Here is a 20,219-nt window from a genome sequence, read left to right as displayed (position 1 = left end):
ATTAATTTCCGTTTGCGATATAGGAGATGATCGAACATTTGCTCTGAAGATACAGCGCCGCTGCGGTTAGCGCGCAAACGCTGATCGCCCACGCCGTAATTATTACTGCGATCGTTTTTTGAAAAATTTCATCGCTCATTTATGCCTCACATATGCGCAAACGCGCTATTAAGCAGCCATAAAAAGCCGGCTAAGACCGCCGAAAAGATTATGAATAAAAACATGGAGAGGATCAGGAGATTTCTAATCTTTCTGCGGCGCTCGGGCGCGCTTTTAGCAGATTTAATAAATTTTACCAAATACACGATTAGAAAAATAAACGAAATTATCGGCAGCGCGATCAAAACCGAGATCGAGATAAATATATCCGGCAGCCACTCAAAATATACCAGCGGAGTAAGGGTGCACAAAAACGCAATCGTCGAAATGATTAGAAATTTTCTATCTCTTGTATGGCGCTCCGGCTCATCTTTTGATCTGATAAATTTAATCAAACACACGATAAGCCAAACAAAGCAGATCAAAAACAGCACATTTAAAATCTCCATAAGCGATCCGAAATTATTCATCTTTTACCTTTAAATTTTAATATGCAAAGCGGCATTTTAGCGCTCCGACGGTGTGAAATTTCATATAGCATATTCGCGGTTTTCGCGGCGGGCGCAAATGCACCGCCAGCGGTCTTAATAAAAGCGGCGCGCTTTGCCCGAACAAGGGCGAAATTTTGCAAATTTCAAGCAGCGGCGAGAGTAAAATTTCAAACGCCGATAAAATTACAAAACCGCGAATTGCTAATTTTGCTAAATTTAGCGCGCATTTGCCGTTATAAAACGCCCTTGGTGCTAGGCACGCCGGCGCGCTCGTTGATACTTATCGCGCGACGGAATGCGACAGCAAACGCTTTAAACGCGGCCTCTGCGACGTGATGCAGATTTTCGCCGCGGATCTGGCTTAGATGCAGCGTTAAATTTGCGTTGAAAGCCAGAGCGCGGAAAAATTCCTCCACGAGCTCGGCGTCGAATTCGCCGATCTTACCGCGCTTCAGGCTCGGGCAATCAAATACCAAAAACGCGCGGTTGGAAAAATCAAGCGCGGCGCTTACGGCGGCTTCGTCCATCACGACGACGCTATCGCCGAAGCGCTCGATGTTTTGCGCGGGATAGATCGCCTCTTTGATCGCGCTTCCGAGCACGATGCCGCAGTCCTCGACGCTGTGATGAAAATCAACCTGCAAATCGCCCTCGCAACGCAGGTTCAGATCGATCCACGCGTGCTTGGCAAACGCGCTAAGCATATGATCGAAAAAACCGATGCCCGTTTGTATCTGCGCTGCGCCGCGCCCGTAAAGCTCAAGCTCAAGCTCGATTTTGGTCTCTTTCGTAGCCCTATTTTTGCTTATCATCGCGCAATCCTTAAAACTAAATTTTGTTTGAAATCTATCTAAATTTCACTAAATTTCGGTTAAAATTTCGGCCAGCTTTTCGGAATTTACGCTGCCGATCTGGCGCAGGTTCGCAATCTCGGCGCCCTCTTTAAAAAACAGAATCGTAGGCGGGCCGAATACGTTAAAATGCGCTTTTATCGCCCTATTTTGCTCGCTATCTTCGCTAAGATCGATCTTTAAAAGGCTAAATTTATCAAGAGCGCCCGCAAGAGCAGGATCTGCGAACGCTCGCTCGCTCTGCTCGCAATTTTTACACCAGCTAGCCCAAAAGTCCACTATCACGGGCTTTTTGGAATTTTCTATTTCGCCGCGCAGCTGCGCCAGATCGTGCACAAACGAAAAATGCGCGCCGCCAAAATTTTGAGCGCTAGAAATTTCGCCCACTTGTAAGCTCTCGCCGCCGGGGCCGCCGCTGGAATATCTCGTGCTTTGCGGGATTAGATTACCAAGCGGCCTGGAAAAATCTTTCGCGCCACTGGCAAAGCCTGCGAGCAGCAGCGCCGAATATAGCGCGATTACGAGAGCCAAAGCGCGCTTGATACCGCTCGCGCCGCCGTCAAACAGCCCCAAAAATCCTGCAAAGATCGCGCCTAAAACCGCGTAAATCAGCAGGCTTAAATTTTCGCCGATGAGCGTGCGCAAAATCCACACAGCCGTAAAAAGCAGCAAAAAGCCGAAAATTTTAGGCACCGCCTCCATCCAAGCTCCGGGTCTAGGCAGTGCGCCGCCGAGCCCCACCACAAGCAGTAGCGCGCCGCTTCCGAGCCCCAGCGCAAAAAGAGCCGCCGCACCCAGCAGAACGTCGCCGCTGCCCGCGATGTAAACGAGCGCGCCCGCAAGCGGAGCGGAGATGCACGGCGATACGACGAGCGCCGAGATAAGTCCCATCGAAAAAACTCCGATCAGGCCGCCGGCATTTTCGCTTTTGCTATTTAAGAAGCTTTGAAAGCGCGCAGGCAAGCGGATCTCATAAAATCCAAACATAGAAAACGCGAGCGCGGCGAATATGAGCGAGGTTAGGATCAGCGCGGGCGGAGTTTGCAGCAGGCCCTGTAAATTTTGCCCAAAAACCGCCACGAATGCCCCTAAAATCGCATACGAGCTCGCCATCCCGAAAATATACGCGAGACTTACGGCGAGGCTTTTTTTCGCGCTCGGCTTCGAGGAAGTTTTCGCCACGATGATCGACGAGAGGATCGGGATGAGCGGATAGACGCAAGGGCTTAGCGAGAGCAGCACGCCGTAGCCGAAAAACAGCGCGATCGCGGCGATGAAGCTCTTGCTGCCAAGAACGTTTAAAATTTTATCCTGCTCGGAGATGGAATTTGCGTCGCGTGGGTTTTTGTGCGCGGAGGATTCATCGGAATTTACAGCAGCGTTTTCAGCCGAGCTTGCCGCGGAATTTCCCGCTACGTGAGAGTCCGCCATGGAATCTGTCCCTGCGCCCGCTGCTGCGGCATTGCTTTTAAAATTTACAGTCCCGCTCTGTGCGCTGTATGAGGCAGAAATCTGCGCGGAATTTCCGCCGCTTCGGTATTTTTTCAGCTCGGAGTTTGAAATTTTGCTGATCTGATAGCCCTCTACCACGCGCTTGAAGCTGAAACCGAACTGCTGCGGCTGGTAGCAAAAGCCCGATTTCGTGCAGCCCAAAAAATCGCCGTTAAGCACGAAATCATCGCTGTCTGCGGCATTTGCAAGCACAAGGCCCAAAGGCACGGCGATGCTAAATTTGCCCTCGTAAATTTTATAATCCTTGTATTCGGTCGCGGCGGGCAGATTTATTAAATTCGTTACCTCCGCGCCGTCAGTGAAAATTTTTATCTCGTTTTGATAGAGATAAACCCCGTTCGCGATATCAAAACTTAGCGTTACGCTACCGCTTTGCGCCGTCACGTTAAGCTTGAACGCATCGGAGGGTTTCAGGGGCTCGGCGCCCAAGCCTAAAAGAAAAAACGCTGCCAAAATAAGTGATCTGATCAAATTTTATCCTTTGAAATTTTTTCCTACATTCTAACGTAATAAGTATGAATTTATAGTGTAATCTAAAGAACTTTTTTGTAAAATTCCTTAAAATTTTTAGGAGGCGATATGAGCAAAGAGATCAAAACCGAAACAGGCGAAATAGCACTGAAAGAGATAGAATTTAAAAGCTCAAAGTACGAAAAAATCTCGTTCAAAGACTACGAAACGCTGCTTGAGAGATACCAGATCGAGCTTTTGAAGCTGCAAAAATTCGTAAAAGAAAAAGGCTTAAAAATTTTGATTTTGATGGAGGGGCGCGACGCGGCGGGCAAAGGTGGCACGATCAAGCGCTTAACTGAGCATCTAAATCCACGCGGATGCCGCATCGTAGCGCTCGAAAAGCCGAGCAACGTAGAAAAGACGCAGTGGTACTTCCAGCGCTACGTCGCGCACCTACCCAGCGGCGGCGAGATCGCGATCTTTGACCGCAGCTGGTACAACCGCGCGATGGTCGAGCCGGTGATGGGCTTTTGCACTCACGCCGAGCATAAAGATTTCCTGCGCCAAGTGCCTAAATTTGAGGAGCTTTTGGTAAGTGCGGGGATAATTTTGTTTAAATTTTACTTCTCAGTCTCCAAAGAGGAGCAAAAAAGGCGCTTCGAATCGCGCCGCACCGACCCGTTGAAGCAGTATAAACTCTCGCCGGTGGATGCGAGATCGCAGGAACTGTGGAATCAATATACGCTCGCAAAATACTCGATGCTGCTCGCTTCAAATACCGAGTTTGCGCCGTGGACGATCCTTGATAGCAACGATAAAAAGATCGCGCGACTAAACGCCTTCCGCTGCATACTCTCGCGCATAGACTATCCCGAAAAGATCGATGCGAAGGAACTCGCGGTGGATCCAAACCTCGTGCGAAATGGCGCCAGGGAGATAGTGCTAATGGAGGATAGCCAAAAAAGCGAGGCTTGGCGCAAGCTGGAGAGCCCCTCCCGCAAGAACAAGAAGGATAAGAAAAAGGGTTGACTTACCAATGAAGATTACTCGCTAAGAATTGCTAGGGAGGCTTGCTAGGAATTGCCTCATTAGGAATTTATTTCCTAATCATAGAAAGGCATTAAATTCTATGATTGTGCACCTCAAGATCCTTTGGAATTCTATCTAATGGAATGGAATTATGCACAACGCCACGGGCTACGCGATGAAGTATATCACGTTTCAATTCCTAATGGAATAGAATTCTACCTCGTCGCTTGCTTTTCTCTGCGGCTGTCGCCCATAGCTTCAATTCCCAACGGAGGAAATTTACACGAAAAGATAAAAGAACTTAAAGAGCAAATTGAAATGTTTCAAACTCCAACGGGAATTGAAATGCGAAACTCACATATCCCGCATTCACCGCCTTTCCGTAGAATTCTATTCCACTAGGAATTGAAACGCTCTTTGTGCCGGCAGATATGGCTCGGCATAGGGTAAAATTCCATCTTGTTTGTAATTGCTACCAGAGCCGATCAAAAAAAATCAAACCCCAAAAGCTTCGATGTGTAAAATTTCATCTATCCCCATTTTAAAATTTAATGTGCCGTTCTATAAGATGCCTGTTTGTGCAAGCCGGTTCATCTTTACGGCATAATATGCAAAATTTTATAAAATTTTATGTTTATTTTATGCAGTATTCTGTATAATTCATACGGATAAACGAAGTGTTTTGCTATTTTTACTTATGAATAACACGATTTTTATTCATTTTATACGATTTTATGTATAATTAACGAATAAATTTGTATAATTTTCATATGTTAGAAACGAGCGATATATTCAACATTTTGCACAATGCCGTCGAAGCTAAAAACAACGGCAAAAAGATCTCGCACGCCGCGATGGCGCAGAGGTTAGGCGTGTCGATGCGGACGTATCAGGACTGGCGCTTGGGCACGACCAAGCCGCAAGCCGCGACCGCGATATGCCAGATGTTGTGCGAGCTCGATAGCGACGACGCTGCGTTTGTGCTGCATAAGATAAAAAAACTTATAGGAGAGTAGAGTGCAAAACATTACTTTGCAAGAAAAGCTGGATCTACAGGGCGTCTTTCGCGTGATTTATGAGAAAAAAGAGTCGAAATTCGCGATTTTTTATAAGGCGCTTTTGAAGAAATTTTTTAAAAATTTTAAAAAATAATTGGCGGAGGCATTTAATTATTATGTTTTATGTGGCAAAGGCGGTAGTATCCATTAAATTTAGATGATTTTTCCTTTTTATGACGACCACGCCGATATTCTTTGTTTTGCAGTTTCAGAGGATGCTACCAAATTCTACTTTATAAAATTTTTTCCATCTTTCTGCCTCTTTGGTATTATCTAATTTAATTTTAAATTCTATACTTTGGCTCATGATCTTAAATTTGTAGCGTATTTAATTAAAATTAATGCAGAATTCCTTCTTTAACCTAGCTTTTAAGATCCCTGGCGTGCATTTTTACAAATATTTTGAATTGCTATTAAATGAGTTGCATTTAAATCTATTTATATTGTGGTAAATATATAGTTCGTTAAAAATTTTAATTTGTGAGTAACTCCAAAATTTCATTCCTAACCCATAAATTTAACATATTTAGTAGGTGAATTGAAACCGAATGAATTTCGCATAAGTGCCCCATGCTGTATCTTATCCCAGCCACAACTAATCTTTTTAAATTTTATAGCGAGATGAGAATTCTATCCATTTCCGCCGTAAAAGTCGTATCGCGTAAATCCGTTTTGATTTCAACAAGATGAATTCTACCTCCTACGCGAATCGTGCAATAAGCCCATTTAGGCATTTCAATTTCCAAAGGATAGAATTATTCCACATTCCTGCGGGACGCTATAAAATGCAGTGGCAGAAGTTTTAATTCCCAACGGGATGGAATTCTACACAAGTGAAATCAATGATATGGTGTCTAGCTTCACGTTTCAATTCCCAACGGGATGAAATTCTACTTAAAGAAAGCGCCGCGCCGAAAACTTGCGTAGCGGGTTTCAATTCCCAACGGGATGGAATTCTACGTTAGAGCCTGAAATATGGGGCTCTATGGTAGGACGCGGTTTCAATTCCCAACGGGATGGAATTCTACGCCTCGTTTTCGGCATTTACCGCACTCATCAGCAGTTTCAATTCCCAACGGGATGGAATTCTACTCTAATTCCCTTGCGCGCTTGCTCGCCAGATCGAGTTTCAATTCCCAACGGGATGGAATTCTACTTTATCTGCGGCGTCATCCGCGACGTTTTGGATTTGTTTCAATTCCCAACGGGATGGAATTCTACGTCGCGCGATGCAGCAATACATCCAAACGTATGAGTTTCAATTCCCAACGGGATGGAATTCTATAGCACGAATTTTGCCATTTTTCTAGGTAGAAAGTGTTAGGAGTATATATTTTTATGCCTTAAAATGGACTAAATTTAAAAAAGCTTCGATTGCTCAATGCCCAAAATTAGGCATTTCAAAATCTTAAAAGCAACTTTATCGCTATCTATATGTATCGTGAGTGCAAATGTTAAAATCTAAATATAAAGATATTCAAAAATCGAAGTGTGAATAATAAAAAGCTGAAATTTTAAAAACATATGTGTTTTTAAAGCCAATTCGTTCGCCGTTCCGTGCTTCAGATCAAATTTATTTCAAAAAACATACATTTTAAGAGGGCGTAATCTATAGGCGTAAGTGATTCTAGTTAAGATTTCAAAAATATAAATTTAAACTTGAAGGCCCAACCTACCGCCATACCAACCCCTCGTAAGGCACACCTTCACAGACGTATTTTTTAATCTGATTTGCCTCGCGACGTATAATTTGACGCCAGGTTAAGCTCTGTCCCGCTACGTTCGCGCAAGATGATAGTTTCTCAATCATTTTTAGCTCGATTTTTTGCACCGCTTCTTTACCGAATCGAATACGTCCCGCATCCGTTTCAAAATCTTTTGCCGTAATCTCGCGCTTGTTTAACATTCCAAAAATTAATCTATCGCCTAAAATAGGCTTAAAAATCTCTGCAAGATCAAGATGCAGACTTAGCGCACGGTAGTTTGGCTCGTGTAAAAAGCCGATGCGCGGATCAAGCTCGGTTTTGTAAATTTCGCTGAGGCAGATGTTATAAATGCGCGTATTTACATAGCTAATGAGGGCATTAATTTTATCTGCCGGCGGGCGTTTGGAGCGCGTCGTAAATTTAAAACTGCGCTGATTCTCGATGATTTCGTTCCAGGCCGCGAAATACTGCTTGGCAAAGCCGCCTTCCACTGCCATTACCGCTGCTATGTCGCAGGCGCGCGCTAGGGCATCCAGATGCGACGCAGTATCGAGCGAAACGCCGTAAGCCTTGCAATTAATGGCTGCATTTAAGATGCGAACGCGAGTAATCTCGCGAGCGATAAAAAGGCGCTTAGAAAGATCATCAAAAGCCCGCAGCTGCGCCAAAAGTACAAAGCCACTTTTATTTACAGAATTTGAAGTGTTCGGGAAAAAACTGCCGCGAAAGCTCTGATAGGCGCTAAAAATATGCAACAAAATGTTATTATCAGCCAAAAACGCCATAGCATAAGTGTCAAGCTCTACCCGCGCCAAAATATAAATTTCATCAATTGCATTAATCGGCAAAATTTTACTAGTTAGAATTCCGCCCTCGTCGTTAAATTTATCGAAGTATAGATTATTATCTTTGCGGCGCAATCGGCCTGGGCTCAAAATAAAATGCGTGCGATCCGATTTTTGCATACTTTATCCTTAAATTTTAGCTGAATATTGCCTCGTTTTTATCGCACCCGATGACGAGACGCTGTGAATATTTAAGCGAATTAAAAGTATAAATTACTACCGAATCAAGCTTGTTAAAGCATTCTTTTTGCAAAATCGCCAGTAATTTTTTAAGATCGCTCGCTCTGATTTCACCTTCAAAAACACTGAATTGCACGCGAGGCAGAAACTTCTCGACCGCCTTTCGGACGCGTGCAGCGTTATTTTTCTCCTTTTCGTCGCTGCTTGAAATATCGTAAAATAAAATAGCGTACATTCTATCTCCTAAATGCAATAATCACGATAAGCGCAACTCTCGCAAATCTTTTGCGGGCTAAATTTAGGCGGCTTTGGCTCGTTTACAATGGCGGTAATGCCGTTTAGAATTATTTCGATTTTAGTGAAATTTTCGGCGTTATCCTCAATGGCTATGACGGTTTTGCCGCTAATTAGCTTGCCTTTCACCTCTTTTAAATTTAAGCCTGTTTTTAAAAGATAGATATAAAAAAGCAGCTGCATCTTGCCTGCTTCTGGATTTTTTAGGCTCTTTTTATATTCGGTGATGAGATAATGTCCGCGCTGCTTGGAAAGCTTATCAAATTTCAAATTTGAAAATGCGAATTCCTGCAAACCGTTCTCTTTGATATCCGCTAGTGCCTTGCCCATCAGCACGTTTTCATCTTCCTGATTGGCGTGAATATTGTGTGCGTAAAGCCATGCCTCGCGCTTGCAGGTGATGTAATAATTCACAAGCGTGCCGGTGATTTGGTCCTTGCAAAACATTAGTCGAAAAACTCATTCTTGAGATTTAAGGCGGCATCCTTTTTAATCCCGAAATTATTATTGTACGAAGTATCGCCGAATGGTAAATAATAGACATCTTTTAGCCCATCAATACGCTTTATATTTAAACGCTTTGCATCAAATTCTGTGATATTTACACCAAATCTATTAATTTTCTTAATAGTATTCGTAAATATATCTTTCTTATTAAATTTGTCCATATCAAGCCTATTGATTTCAAAAATTTCATTTTGAAATTCTTTAATATAATCTTCTTTTGGCTCAATTATTACTAAAATTTTAAGCCTATCATCCATCGCCGCGCTAATCTTTTCGTTTATATCGTAAAATCCGAGCTCCCGCATCTGTTCCGCCAAAAATAAGCTCTCTAGGCTTTGCTTTATGGCGCTGAAATACCTAGTGGAAATATCTAAAATTTCGCTTTCGATGATATATCTTTGCTTTAGAATTTTTATCAAAATATTATCGCTAATGCGTTTTAAATCACCGTAAATGAGATCGGAATAGTCGCAAATATCGTTAAATACGTATAATTCTCCCAGAGCTGCGAAATTTCTATTTATGCGACCGGCGGTTTGGATAATCGAGCTAATGGGTGCTATCTCTCTAAATCCGACATCAAAATCCAAATCCACACCAGCTTCGATAGACTGCGTAGAAATTAGCAAGATCGGATCACCGCACCCACTTTTATTTTTTGCAATTGCATCTTTTATATTTTCGATATTTTTTCGTTTGTGATCGTCGCACATATATCCGTTTAGGCAAAAAACTTTAAATTCGTCGCAAAATTCCAAAAATAGCTCTTGCGCTTTTTTAATGGTATTTACAACGACTAGTGTATTTTTGCCTTTTGCTAATTGTCTAATCTTGTCTTTTAAAGTACTTTCGTCACCATCAAACCACTTTAAAACGTATCTATTTTGGTCTTTGAAGTAATCTAAATTTGAAATTTCTTTAAATTTAGTCGCATCAACAATAGGCATCGTAGCGGACATAAAGATAAAAATGCAGCCAAATTTCTCCGCCATCATCTCGCAAAGTTTCATAAAATCCGCCCTGAACTTATACGGTACTGCCTGCGCCTCATCGATTATTATTACACTATTTTTTAATCGGTTAAATTTTACGCTATCTTTATTTTTGTTTCCAAAGAGTGCAAATATAAATTGATATAGCGTGGTTACGTTAATATCTCCGCTAAAGGAATCCATCAAAAATTTAACTTTAGAATAGCGATCTTGCGGAGTGCTTTCATCTATCGTAGTTTTGTGATGAATTTTATGAATTAATATATTTTTATCGTCTTTGAAAATCTCTTTTATCTCATCATAAACTTGATCTATGATAGCCGTAAACGGCAGCACGTAAATAATACGTTCTTTATTAAATTTGGCAGCAAAATTTAGCGCAGTCAAAGTCTTGCCGTAGCCCGTAGGCGCAGTTAAAGTAAAAAGATTATGATTTACATCGAAATTATTTAAAACGAATTTTCTAAACTCGCTTCTTTTTTCATTTGGCTTACGATTTTCCAGGACTTTGATATATTTTTCGATCGTATTAGGATTCGCCGGTTTAGAAGCAGGAATTCTTTGATTAAAAATAGCTTCATATTTGTCGCTATAAATAAGTGACGAAAATATGTCTTTGAAATTTAAAAAGTCATCGTAATCAAACTTCTTTTTCGTAAATTTGGAGTATTCTCTTAAATGTTTAGCTTTAATTAAAAGCTCATTTTTATCGCTTTTAATATCTTTGTAAATTTCTAAACCTAAAGCTTTATCTAAGACTTCATCCCAAAAGTCTAGCTCTTTCGAGCTCTCAAAATATTTGCCGAAATTTTTATTTTGCGTTGTAAGCTCGCAAAAATTTTCTACATTTCCATGGTGTGATACGATGGATAAAAATCCAAAAGCCGTATCTAGCTCATTAAATTCTGAATTTAGTAAAAATATGTAAGAGGATAATAAAGCATGATTTTTATCTGCAATTTTTTCGGTAGGATTTTTGATATAAATTTGAAAATTAGTTTTTAGCTTAGCTATATCGTGATAAATTTTAATGCATTGTAAAAGCCTACTATCCGCTTCAGCAAGCATATTTGTTATATGCTTTATTAGTGGTTTGTTAGGATGTGATAGCAGCTCACTTTGCAAAGTAGACCTTGTAGTCATTTATTTGATAAATATTTCCTCTATTCTTTGCTTTGATTTGACTATTGCCGCTTAGCTTGATAACGAAATCTTTAAAATCCTTAAAAATTCTACCCTCCTCGCATCCGCAAGCCATTCGAGCCGTAGTAAGTCTGATATCAAAGCTTTGTGCATCAAATATAAAATCGTCCATCAAAACGAACGTATCTATAAAACTTTCTTTTTCATGCACCAATTCACAATTTTTTATCTCGATATATTTAAAATCCGCTATACAAAAATTTATACCTAAATATGGCGTAAAGATACATCTATGAGCTTTTAAGCTGTCGATTATCTTTTCTTTATAAGAAGCATTTAAAGCACTTAAATCAACGAATATGACATATCTAGGATCTTTTATTAGCTCTTTATAAAACTGCTTTTTCTCGCTAGAATCTTGATAGCCTTGTTCGATATGCATATTTGACGATAGAGCAAATTTTATACCGTTAAAAATCATAGTTTTTTTGCGAAATTGCGAACTTAAAATAACGCTATAACCTATATCGTTAAGTTTAAAATAATTCATTTCACCTATAATCGATCCCAAAAGCCCCATGACGGCAGTCTTTGGCGGCACCGGGTATGTAAGAGACGAGTAGATAGTAGCCGGATGAGAAAAATGCGCGTAATCTCCCGATAGCTCAAAAGCTATTATATCCATTTAAAATCCTATTTTTATCCAATTACTATCAAATTGTGATCTGTTATTTTGCTCGAAGTCAAAATCGCTCATATACTCTATTTTTTCGATCTCTTGCGCGTATCTGGTAAGTTTAGCTTTTAATCTAGAAAAATCAATTGTAAAATCATTTATACTTCTTATCTCTATGTCTTCTTTGCTACTATTTATAGCCACACAGTTATTTAAATCTCCAGCGAAAGTATCATTTTTATATGTAATTACTAGCATAAATCTAGGCATTTGACCCATTTTCGTGCGAGTAATTAAATTTTTAGTCCCGCTCCAGAGCGCGCCTAAAATCACTTTTACATCATCTTCACTTAAATTTGTAATCTTTGCACTATGATTATCCACTATTCCGTAAGTTGCAAAGATTGCATAATTTAAAAAATCTTCTTCTCTAAACGTTTTATTTGCCTTATCGCTACTGCTTGCAAATGCGCCGGTGCCTTTTATATGCTCTACCGCAACTCTATGAAGCGATCTGCTCATTCTAAACTGAATGGGTCCAACAAATTGAATTCCGGCTGTTTTTATGCCTTCTTTTTTCATCTCGTCTTTATCCGATATCGGCAAAACTCCACCAAATGCGCGAATATCAATAAATTTAGATAAAATTTCTTTTTCAATCTCAATTTTTTCTTGCTTAACGTTAATTACTTCACGTATTGCGCTTTTGCAATCTAAGATATTTTCATCTCTTTTATACTCTTTAATGAAAATCGCACTTTCGTCTTTTTTCATAATTTCATCTCTAATTGTTCGCTTTATACGTACATCAGTAACTTCTGCTATACCCGTCTCATCGTCTATCCTAGGAGCGTTATCTCTTAGCATATCGCCGTTTGGATTAAAATTTTCGCCGTCCCAAAGAAATAGAATTTCCTTCTTTTTCATTACTCGTCTCCTTGAGTGTTATCTTTAATATATTTCGTAAAATCACTTCCGCCCATAGCAAAAGCTAGCGTTACATAAGCGCTCTTAACTCGCTTTTGAGATAAAAACGCACTTGGTAAAATTCCAATCAAAATATCGCGCATGATTTCTATATTAGCGCTTCTTTTTCCTCGCGATACATTGGAGAGTTTTTTATTGGTTTCATCGCACTTGGTCCAAATCCGTTCTAAAAGCTCTTTCGTAATTAGTCCCGCATTATTCAGCCATTTTTCGAATGAACTATTTTTGCTAATAGCAAATTGACGATTTATCAACCCTGCGGACATCATTCCTAGCAAATATGCACTCTGCAATACTTCATTATCTTTTAGAAATTCGCTATTTTTCAAAATCGAGCTTATTAGCTCTTTTTTATCACTTAAGCCTTGCAAATTAACCTCCCTTGCAAATGATATTTTTTCATTTAAAGCACCTATTTCATTAAAGAAATTTTGATATTTTTCGATACTTTCTATACTTCTATTTTGATATGTCTTAACGCGATTAAAATAAAATCCCCATTCTATTTTTGACGCATAGCTAGAGTTAATATTACCTTTATAAATCAAAGTAGCATATTTTTCCATCATATCGTCCAAATTCATCCTATTTTGCGATAATAAAAAATTCATAATGTCGATGTTTTTAAGAAATAAATTTTGCATGTAAATAGTATCATCTTGCTGATCTTTACTATCTTTTCGCCTAATCGCCCTAATATTATATTTACCCATTAAATCGGAAATTTTAGAAATATAAGACGGCAATACATCATCTATTTGCAATAATACATTAACCGCAGCATTGCTTTTTTTATAAAATAAAATTGTATTTAGTACGGGCATATTTGCTTGTGCTTTAGCTACGAATTCCAACTCGTAATTAATACTTTCTTCGATATTTTGTATGCCTTGCAGATCTTTTTTCTTTTCGCTCGGATCTTTTAAAATTTCCACTATTTTTTCTAATAAATTTGTATCATTTACCATTAACGTCGGTAAGACCGCCATTTTATCCCCGTAAAAATTAAAAGATAATTCCTTATCAATTGCCATAAAACCGTTTTTAACCAAATTTGCATTAGCACTATTTAGAGGTAGTAATCTAACTTTAATGTCTTGCAAAGCAGCCGGTAGCTCATTTACAGAACAAAACGCCAAATTCGCATCTCCGCCGATACCAATACTATTTGTAAGCATATCATAACCATAAATTTTGGTAGTTTTACCATTATTGCTATCGCCTAAATGACTCGTAAAAATATTTTTGAAATACGCTGAAATCGGTCTACCCTCCCAAGATAATGCAAAAAAAGTAGCTACTTTCATGCCCTTTTTTTTAGGCTCTTCTTGTAGAGTTGTAATTTCACTTAAAATATCATCAAAAAAGCTCTCGTTTAAGCTAGATAAATCCGTTAATATTTTATCATTTTTAATATCGACAGGATTGAAGCAAGAAAGCATATTTTTTACAGCTTTTAAAATCCCTTTTATAAATTTAGGCGTATCGTCTTTTACGGCTTTGCTAATGAATTGGACATTAGGGAACAAATTGCCAGAATTCGCGCCTATACCAAATCTACAAACTATTAAATCGTCTCTTGAAATATTGTTATTTACCGATATTTCTTTGCTTTTAATATCGCAAAGATAAATTTTAATAGCATCGTATTCGTAGCTCTTGTTGTTAATTTTAGTTTTTTGTTTATCATAAATCTCGCCGATACTAGAAAAAATTTTAACTATATCGCCCAAAATTTATCCTTTCTAAAACATACCTGAATTATAACTAATTTTAATTATATTGTCAATAGTTATTGTATTTTAGAAGAATGATTTGCCTTTTTTGGATTTTTATTATACAATCGATTTCAAAGCAAGCAATTATCCTTTTTAGGATTAGAAATTTGTACTTTAATAAGGTCTTGCTTTACAACCTCCAAAACCCCTACTCCGTAGTTCATACACCCACTTCCAGCGCCCGTGCCAAGGATCAAATTTATTAGTTCAGCATTAGCTACAATTTTCCATCTTGCCTGCCACGCATATACCGGCTCGCGATTGTTGCCGTAATAGAATTTCACAGATTCGCCGGGCTTTTGCCACAATAAATTTAACTCCATTTCGCCATCATATTTTCGCCCCGTAATCGTCTCAAATCGCTGTAAAATATTCGTCTTCATCATCTCTAAATGCCTGCTATCTTGCGGCTGCAAATAGACTTTATGTCCCAAAAGCCCGCTTACTGCGCACGCCACGTAGCCTTGCACAATAGCTTCGTTCTCGCAAATTTTATGGTTTTTCGCTTCGACGGTAGTTTGCATAAATAGAATTTCACCCAAGCTTAGTCCGTCTTTTAGTATTGCTAGTGCGATTTTACGTTCAAACTCCGGCTCGCATGAAGCAAATCGCACGCGCAAGTCCTCTCCTCGCAAGATAAAATCAAACACTGTGCGTTTAAAAATTTTACCGCTTGATTCGTGCCTATATCCTACGTGCTCTGAAGCCGGCAGATAGCGATAAAGAAAGCCCTGAATCAACTGCGAGAGAGATTTTGTGATTTTTAGATTTTTAGTTGGTAATTTTGCGTTGATGATTAGCATTTGCGCTCCTTTGCGCAGTAAAATTTTGCCCAAGATTCGCGTAAACCTTGGGCAAATGAGTTCTAAGTGAAATTAAAATCCTATCTCTTTGATATCGGCAAACTGCAAAAACGCGCGATAAATTTGCCCGATATTTGCGATACGATTTGCGCGTATCTTGACATCCTGGACGTTTATCATTACGTTATCGAAAAAATTATCAATCACGCCTTTAAGCCCAAATAGTGAGCGCAGATACCCACTCACGTCGTTTTCGTTGAGCTTAATCGCCCTGAACGCCGCATTTAGCGCACGCTCAGCGTCGTGTTCGAATAGGTTTTCGTCCACCGCGCCTATTTTTTCGTCCTTGATGATATTGGCTAGGCGCTTAAAAGTTGCGAAATTTTCTGCAAAATCCGCTGCTGCTGCGATCTCGCCCAGCGCCTTTATGGCCTTACTTAGTAGTAATAGATCGTTTTCGCCGCTTGCGATGCACGCCTTGATCACGGACGGATTTATCTTGTCAAAAACACCATATAATCTATCTTTTATAAAATCCAGCAGCTTAGAAATGTCAAATTTCTTATAATTTGGCGCCAGCTTCTGCGCCAGCGCATTCGCATCAAAGCTCAATCCTTGATTTAGTAAAATTTTAATTAGCCCCGTAGCTGCGCGGCGAAGCGCATACGGATCTTTATTGCCGCTTGGAACTTTATTGATACTAAAAAGCCCCAGGAGCGTTTCAAATTTCATCGCCACAGCGATTACGCTACTAAATACACCGCTTGGCAGCTCGCTATCCTCGCCACTAGGCAGATATTGCTCGCGTATCGCGCGGCATACATGATCTGCCAGTCCAGCATGTGCGGCATAGTAACTACCCATAATGCCTTGAAGCTCGCTAAATTCACCCACCATCGTGCTGCTAAGATCTGCTTTACTAAACATTACGGCATTTTCTATATCCTGCGCAAAATCCTTTTTGCCGATCTCCGCCTCAATCTGTGTAGCATAATCCGCGCTCAGTGCCTTTGCTACGGCTAGCTCGCGCACTTGCTTATCATAAACTGAGCCAAGAGCTTGCATATAGGAAATTTGCTTAAGTTTTTCAGGGCTAAATTCCGCTTGCAAATCGCTTTTCCAAAAAAACATAGCATCGCTTAGGCGCGCGCGTAAAACTTTTTCATTACCGCGTATCACCAGCTCGTCATCATCGGTGATCGCATTACTAACGACAACGAAGTGATTGCTTAAGTTTTTACCCTCGAAAACAGGAAAATAGCGCTGATTCTCCTTCATCGAAGTGATAATGACCTCCTTTGGCACGCTTAAAAAATCTCGCTCAAAGCTGCCTAACAGCGCCGTCGGATACTCGGTAATCGCCGTTACTTCATCTAGCAACGCAGGATCGACCTCGATCTTAAAGCCATGCTTTTTCTCGAGCTTTGCAAACTCGCTTAGAATTTTATCTTTTCTTTTTTGCTCGCTTAAAATTACACCGTTACGCTCCAGCAGTGTAAAATAACCTGCGGCGTCTTTAAATTTAATCGCTTCGTAGCCAAATTTTCGGTGCGGAAAAAATGCAGCCGCGCTTCGCACGCCATAAATTTCAAAATCTACGTTTTGACCGCCCAAAACGCAGGCTATGCTTCTTATCGGACGGATAAACTCAAACTCGCCGCTACCCCAGCGCATTGCACGTCCAAAATTTAGCGATCGTAAAAACTCCTCTATCATTTCGCCTAGAATTTCACGACTATCGCGCCCCTTTTGCACCGCAGCGTGGTAGAGCACCTCTTTGCCGCCTATCTGCCGAAATTCCAGCTCACTTTCGCTTATGCCGCATTTTTTAGCAAAACTTAGCGCCGCAGGGCTCCACGCGCCGTCTTTGAGCGCGACGGATTTTGGCGCGCCCGTGCTTACGATCTGCGCATCATCGCCGCGTTGTGGAAAATCCTCGTGAAATAGCACGAATCTACGCGGGCTAAATTCGAAGCGAAAGTCGCTATTTATGCGGTTAGCCTCAAGCACCGCGCGCCATTTTGGCGCGATATTCGCACGCTCTTTTAAAAACGGAATCGCAGGCAGCTCCTCGACCCCAATCTCAATGAGTAGTTCCATCTTTATCCTTTTTTCGTTGATTTCGTTTTTCGTTTTTCTCCATCATTTCGAGGTTAAATCCTACGATCATAAATATCATAAAAAGCACGAAAAGTGCGGTTATAACGGCGTGTATCATTCTACTATAAATTCCTTTTGCCCTTTATAAATCGTAAAATAGGCATTTTTAAATTCTAAATTTTTGCCGTTTTGCACAGGAGCGCTTTTGCGAAAAATTCTAAACTCGCCCGCGCCTTTTAGATCGATTATGCCGTCTTTAACGTCGCCTTTGATCGTGCTTATCACATCTCCTGCGCGCAGCTGCCGCACTGATGCGCTAGGCAAAACGTATGGCGCGATAGAGCCTACGTTGCCGCTTCTAGCTACGATCTCAAAATCGTCGATTTCAAAGCTTTGCTTATAAAATTTCGTCTTTTTTACTAGCAGATCGAGTTTATCGCCTAACCGCAGCCCGCTGCCGCCATAGACAAAAACTCCGCTTCCATCTTGGGAGATCGCAAAGCCATGGCGGTTTGTAAAGCTCACGACTACGCCTTTTATCAGCACAGGCTCGCTTATAATGCGCCCGTAAAGCTCCTCTATCGTGACGGTCTTTGCGGAGCTAGTGGTATTTTTAGCTAAAAATTCTTGCTTTTTCGGCGTAGATTTTAAAGCGCCCTCGTCTGTCAGAATGAAGCTAATCGGGAAATGATCGGAAGCAGTAGAGGATTTAGCAACAGCGAAACTGTCCTTTTTATATCCAGGCTCGCTACTAAAAAAATCGTCGCTAAGCAAGATATGATCGAGCACTGCGCCGCTTTCATGAGATTCACAAGAGCCAAAATGCTTTAACTGCGAGCAGGGATGCAGCGCCCACAAATCATTAAATCCATCGCGCTCGATAAGCTCGTTTAGCAAAGAATTTCGCCCAAAATTCGTATTAAAATCTCCCGCTACGATAGCGCGTTGGTGCCCTTGCAAAACCTCGCGTAAAAAGGCGAAATTGCGCTTGCGCTCGCTTAGTGGATTGCGTGCGGAGAGCATGTGCACGACATAAAAGCTAAAATCAGCGCCGCCAAGCGCAAAATCAGCGCGCAAAATATCTCGTGTTTTAAGCTCTGTCGGGCGGTAAGTTTTTTGAAATTTTATCGGTATGCGCGACATCACCGCCACGCCCGCAGGTGCAGTCTGCGCGCGCGAAAAAGCGTAGAATTTATAGCCTGCCTTCTGCGCAAGCGCTTTTAGCACGACTTCGTTTTCGATCTCTTGCAGCCCCAAAATATCGGCATTAAGTGCGCTTATCTCATCCGCCACCGCTTGCAGCTTGCGCTCGTATTTTTGCTCGCTCCAGCCTCCGCGCCCGATCTCAAAATCCGCGTACTCCGTGCCGTCGTCCTTGCCATCGAATAAATTTTGCACGTTAAACGATGCGATTTTCAGCTCCGCCGCACTCGCGCCGCAGAAAAACGCCGCAAAAAGTAGCGCTAAAACTCGCAAACTGCGCTCCTAAAGTCAAATTTATCGATGTTTTGGCGGATCGCTTCGTAGGTTACGATGCCCACGCTGGTGGCTAAATTTAAACTGCGCCCCGCGCTGCTCATAGGGATCGTGATGCAGTTTTCGCGATTTATGCGCATGATCTCAAGCGGCAGCCCGTGCCCCTCCGAGCCGAAAATCAAAAAATCGCCCGGTTGAAATTTCGCCTCGTAGTAGAGCTTGTTCGTCTTCGTCGTCGCAAAAAAGAAGCGTTGCTTAAATTTCTCGTTCGCCGCCATAAACTCGTCCCAATTTTCCCAAATTTTAAGATCCAAGTTCGCCCAATAATCAAGCCCCGCACGGCGCAGATGCTTGTCGTCGATGAGGAATCCTAGCGGCTTAATCAGATGCAAAGGACACCCCGCATTGACGCACATGCGCCCGATGGAGCCCGTGTTTGTGTGGATCTGCGGATATACTAACACGATATTAAACATCAAAAACCGCCGATTTTGCATGAGCAGAATTTTGCGATTTAAAATTCCGCAAAGCGAGATTTTGAGATTTAGAATTTTGCAAAGCCAAATTACGCGGCTTGGAATTTTGCGCAGTAAAGCCTTGCAAATTTAAATGGGCAAAATTCCATAATTTGAAATTCTGTGAAATAAAATTTAGGTTCATGATTTTGCGACGCTGCAGTACGTCAGATCTCTCCTCACAACGATACGTCTCTTTTGTTCTTATGCGGTGCGCCGAGGCAGCTACCCCCATAGAACAGGACGCGCGATACGGCTCGCTAAATTTTGCTTTAATACGTTTAATATGACGCAGGCTGTGAGATTTTGTGCCAAGATGTCCTAATCCGCAAAATTTCATCTCGCTGTAATGCGAGCCGTGAAATTCCGCATCGTTACCACACGGCTCGTATAATTTCTCGCCGCAGCGATGTGATCTGCGAAATTCGCGCGATCCATAAAACTTCGCCTCGTGGGCTTTTTCGGTATGGCGGCACGACGGATGAAATTTTAATAGGTCAAATTCCGCGTCGTGAAATCCTACCGAGCTAAGCTTTTTGCTATGAAATCTTACGCCGCAAAAATTTAAATTTCGCTCGCCGCAAAAGATAAAATTTCGCGCAGCAAAAATCACGAAATTTTGCCTGCGATCAAAGCAAAAAGCGCATTTTTGCAAAGACGCAGCATTCTTGCAAAACGCGTAAATTTCGTCGCGACGATAGAATTTTTTCATAAAACTAGCTCC

The 20,219-nt window shown here is 41.2% G+C and carries 20 protein-coding genes and 1 CRISPR repeat array; of the genes, 3 read left to right on the top strand and 17 right to left on the bottom strand.

All coding sequences use genetic code 11. The annotated features are described in order from the left end of the window. Position 1: 1 nt before the first annotated feature. From Q0198_RS06075 to dsbD, 4 genes are all read right to left on the bottom strand, one after another. Complete coding sequence (locus tag Q0198_RS06075) at positions 2-139, bottom strand: hypothetical protein (RefSeq protein WP_297896117.1); 138 nt, start codon at positions 137-139, stop codon at positions 2-4. A gap of 7 nt (positions 140-146) precedes the next feature. After that, entirely contained in the window at positions 147-569 is a 423-nt protein-coding gene (locus Q0198_RS06070; protein ID WP_297896115.1) for a hypothetical protein, read from the bottom strand. A gap of 254 nt (positions 570-823) precedes the next feature. Then, positions 824-1,402, bottom strand: a complete 579-nt coding sequence (hisB, locus tag Q0198_RS06065) for an imidazoleglycerol-phosphate dehydratase HisB (protein ID WP_297896113.1) — start codon at positions 1,400-1,402, stop codon at positions 824-826. A 48-nt stretch (positions 1,403-1,450) separates the two neighbouring features. Continuing rightward, positions 1,451-3,424, bottom strand: a complete 1,974-nt coding sequence (gene dsbD / locus Q0198_RS06060) for a protein-disulfide reductase DsbD (RefSeq protein ID WP_297896111.1) — start codon at positions 3,422-3,424, stop codon at positions 1,451-1,453. 108 nt (positions 3,425-3,532) lie between these two features. Here dsbD and ppk2 point away from each other — a divergent pair, with 108 nt between their 5' ends. From ppk2 to Q0198_RS06045, 3 genes are all read left to right on the top strand, one after another. Then, on the top strand, positions 3,533-4,435 hold the full coding sequence (gene ppk2 / locus Q0198_RS06055; protein ID WP_297896110.1) for a polyphosphate kinase 2: 903 nt from the start codon (positions 3,533-3,535) through the stop codon (positions 4,433-4,435). A 770-nt stretch (positions 4,436-5,205) separates the two neighbouring features. Then, positions 5,206-5,451, top strand: coding sequence for a helix-turn-helix transcriptional regulator (locus Q0198_RS06050; protein WP_040303199.1), 246 nt, complete (start codon positions 5,206-5,208; stop codon positions 5,449-5,451). Position 5,452: 1 nt separating this feature from the next. Continuing rightward, the gene (locus Q0198_RS06045) at positions 5,453-5,587 is read left to right on the top strand and encodes a hypothetical protein (RefSeq protein WP_005869088.1); all 135 of its coding nucleotides are present in this window, start codon (positions 5,453-5,455) and stop codon (positions 5,585-5,587) included. Between the two features lie 638 nt (positions 5,588-6,225). Then, positions 6,226-6,778: direct repeats of the CRISPR family, unit length 30 nt; unit sequence GTTTCAATTCCCAACGGGATGGAATTCTAC. A 387-nt stretch (positions 6,779-7,165) separates the two neighbouring features. Here Q0198_RS06045 and cas1 read toward each other — a convergent pair. From cas1 to Q0198_RS05980, 13 genes are all read right to left on the bottom strand, one after another. Beyond that, the gene (cas1, locus tag Q0198_RS06040; protein WP_297896108.1) at positions 7,166-8,164 is read right to left on the bottom strand and encodes a CRISPR-associated endonuclease Cas1; all 999 of its coding nucleotides are present in this window, start codon (positions 8,162-8,164) and stop codon (positions 7,166-7,168) included. 16 nt (positions 8,165-8,180) lie between these two features. After that, on the bottom strand, positions 8,181-8,459 hold the full coding sequence (cas2, locus tag Q0198_RS06035) for a CRISPR-associated endonuclease Cas2 (protein ID WP_297896106.1): 279 nt from the start codon (positions 8,457-8,459) through the stop codon (positions 8,181-8,183). A gap of 8 nt (positions 8,460-8,467) precedes the next feature. Next, on the bottom strand, positions 8,468-8,965 hold the full coding sequence (locus Q0198_RS06030) for a Dna2/Cas4 domain-containing protein (RefSeq protein ID WP_297896104.1): 498 nt from the start codon (positions 8,963-8,965) through the stop codon (positions 8,468-8,470). After that, positions 8,965-11,142 carry a CRISPR-associated helicase Cas3' gene (cas3, locus tag Q0198_RS06025; RefSeq protein WP_297896102.1) on the bottom strand — a complete coding sequence of 726 codons (2,178 nt, stop codon included), beginning with the start codon at positions 11,140-11,142 and terminating at the stop codon, positions 8,965-8,967. The genes Q0198_RS06030 and cas3 overlap by 1 nt, the downstream gene beginning before the upstream one ends. Next, positions 11,132-11,845 carry a CRISPR-associated protein Cas5 gene (gene cas5, locus Q0198_RS06020; protein WP_297896100.1) on the bottom strand — a complete coding sequence of 238 codons (714 nt, stop codon included), beginning with the start codon at positions 11,843-11,845 and terminating at the stop codon, positions 11,132-11,134. The genes cas3 and cas5 overlap by 11 nt, the downstream gene beginning before the upstream one ends. Next, positions 11,846-12,763 carry a type I-B CRISPR-associated protein Cas7/Csh2 gene (cas7b, locus tag Q0198_RS06015; protein WP_297896098.1) on the bottom strand — a complete coding sequence of 306 codons (918 nt, stop codon included), beginning with the start codon at positions 12,761-12,763 and terminating at the stop codon, positions 11,846-11,848. Then, entirely contained in the window at positions 12,763-14,556 is a 1,794-nt protein-coding gene (locus Q0198_RS06010; RefSeq protein ID WP_297896097.1) for a TM1802 family CRISPR-associated protein, read from the bottom strand. Before Q0198_RS06010 ends, cas7b begins: the two co-directional genes overlap by 1 nt. Before the next feature lie 116 nt (positions 14,557-14,672). Then, positions 14,673-15,404, bottom strand: coding sequence for a CRISPR-associated endoribonuclease Cas6 (locus Q0198_RS06005; protein ID WP_297896095.1), 732 nt, complete (start codon positions 15,402-15,404; stop codon positions 14,673-14,675). Positions 15,405-15,476: 72 nt separating this feature from the next. Next, the gene (gene glyS / locus Q0198_RS06000) at positions 15,477-17,504 is read right to left on the bottom strand and encodes a glycine--tRNA ligase subunit beta (RefSeq protein ID WP_297896093.1); all 2,028 of its coding nucleotides are present in this window, start codon (positions 17,502-17,504) and stop codon (positions 15,477-15,479) included. Next, on the bottom strand, positions 17,488-17,622 hold the full coding sequence (locus tag Q0198_RS05995) for a hypothetical protein (protein ID WP_297896091.1): 135 nt from the start codon (positions 17,620-17,622) through the stop codon (positions 17,488-17,490). The genes glyS and Q0198_RS05995 overlap by 17 nt, the downstream gene beginning before the upstream one ends. Next, positions 17,619-18,980 carry an endonuclease/exonuclease/phosphatase family protein gene (locus Q0198_RS05990; protein WP_297896089.1) on the bottom strand — a complete coding sequence of 454 codons (1,362 nt, stop codon included), beginning with the start codon at positions 18,978-18,980 and terminating at the stop codon, positions 17,619-17,621. Before Q0198_RS05990 ends, Q0198_RS05995 begins: the two co-directional genes overlap by 4 nt. After that, positions 18,968-19,456 (bottom strand): tRNA (cytidine(34)-2'-O)-methyltransferase, encoded by a 489-nt coding sequence (locus tag Q0198_RS05985; RefSeq protein ID WP_297896134.1) that lies wholly within the window; start codon positions 19,454-19,456, stop codon positions 18,968-18,970. Before Q0198_RS05985 ends, Q0198_RS05990 begins: the two co-directional genes overlap by 13 nt. Beyond that, entirely contained in the window at positions 19,449-20,207 is a 759-nt protein-coding gene (locus Q0198_RS05980; RefSeq protein ID WP_297896087.1) for a hypothetical protein, read from the bottom strand. Before Q0198_RS05980 ends, Q0198_RS05985 begins: the two co-directional genes overlap by 8 nt. Between the last annotated feature and the right edge of the window lie 12 nt (positions 20,208-20,219).

This window comes from uncultured Campylobacter sp. (assembly GCF_938045205.1).
Classification (GTDB): domain Bacteria; phylum Campylobacterota; class Campylobacteria; order Campylobacterales; family Campylobacteraceae; genus Campylobacter_B.
Note: the sequence above shows the minus strand (reverse complement) of the source record. Positions and strands in the feature narration are given on the sequence as shown.

Excerpts from the sequence above, each read along its gene's own strand:
- hisB (WP_297896113.1), bottom strand. The coding sequence starts at position 1,402 with ATGATAAGCAAAAATAGGGCTACGAAAGAGACCAAAATCGAGCTTGAG.
- Q0198_RS06005 (WP_297896095.1), bottom strand. The coding sequence starts at position 15,404 with ATGCTAATCATCAACGCAAAATTACCAACTAAAAATCTAAAAATCACA.
- cas1 (WP_297896108.1), bottom strand. The coding sequence starts at position 8,164 with ATGCAAAAATCGGATCGCACGCATTTTATTTTGAGCCCAGGCCGATTG.
- Q0198_RS05995 (WP_297896091.1), bottom strand. The coding sequence starts at position 17,622 with ATGATACACGCCGTTATAACCGCACTTTTCGTGCTTTTTATGATATTT.
- glyS (WP_297896093.1), bottom strand. The coding sequence starts at position 17,504 with ATGGAACTACTCATTGAGATTGGGGTCGAGGAGCTGCCTGCGATTCCG.
- ppk2 (WP_297896110.1), top strand. The coding sequence starts at position 3,533 with ATGAGCAAAGAGATCAAAACCGAAACAGGCGAAATAGCACTGAAAGAG.
- cas5 (WP_297896100.1), bottom strand. The coding sequence starts at position 11,845 with ATGGATATAATAGCTTTTGAGCTATCGGGAGATTACGCGCATTTTTCT.
- Q0198_RS06070 (WP_297896115.1), bottom strand. The coding sequence starts at position 569 with ATGAATAATTTCGGATCGCTTATGGAGATTTTAAATGTGCTGTTTTTG.
- Q0198_RS05985 (WP_297896134.1), bottom strand. The coding sequence starts at position 19,456 with ATGTTTAATATCGTGTTAGTATATCCGCAGATCCACACAAACACGGGC.
- Q0198_RS05980 (WP_297896087.1), bottom strand. The coding sequence starts at position 20,207 with ATGAAAAAATTCTATCGTCGCGACGAAATTTACGCGTTTTGCAAGAAT.
- Q0198_RS06030 (WP_297896104.1), bottom strand. The coding sequence starts at position 8,965 with ATGTTTTGCAAGGACCAAATCACCGGCACGCTTGTGAATTATTACATC.
- Q0198_RS06075 (WP_297896117.1), bottom strand. The coding sequence starts at position 139 with ATGAGCGATGAAATTTTTCAAAAAACGATCGCAGTAATAATTACGGCG.
- cas2 (WP_297896106.1), bottom strand. The coding sequence starts at position 8,459 with ATGTACGCTATTTTATTTTACGATATTTCAAGCAGCGACGAAAAGGAG.
- Q0198_RS06050 (WP_040303199.1), top strand. The coding sequence starts at position 5,206 with ATGTTAGAAACGAGCGATATATTCAACATTTTGCACAATGCCGTCGAA.
- cas7b (WP_297896098.1), bottom strand. The coding sequence starts at position 12,763 with ATGAAAAAGAAGGAAATTCTATTTCTTTGGGACGGCGAAAATTTTAAT.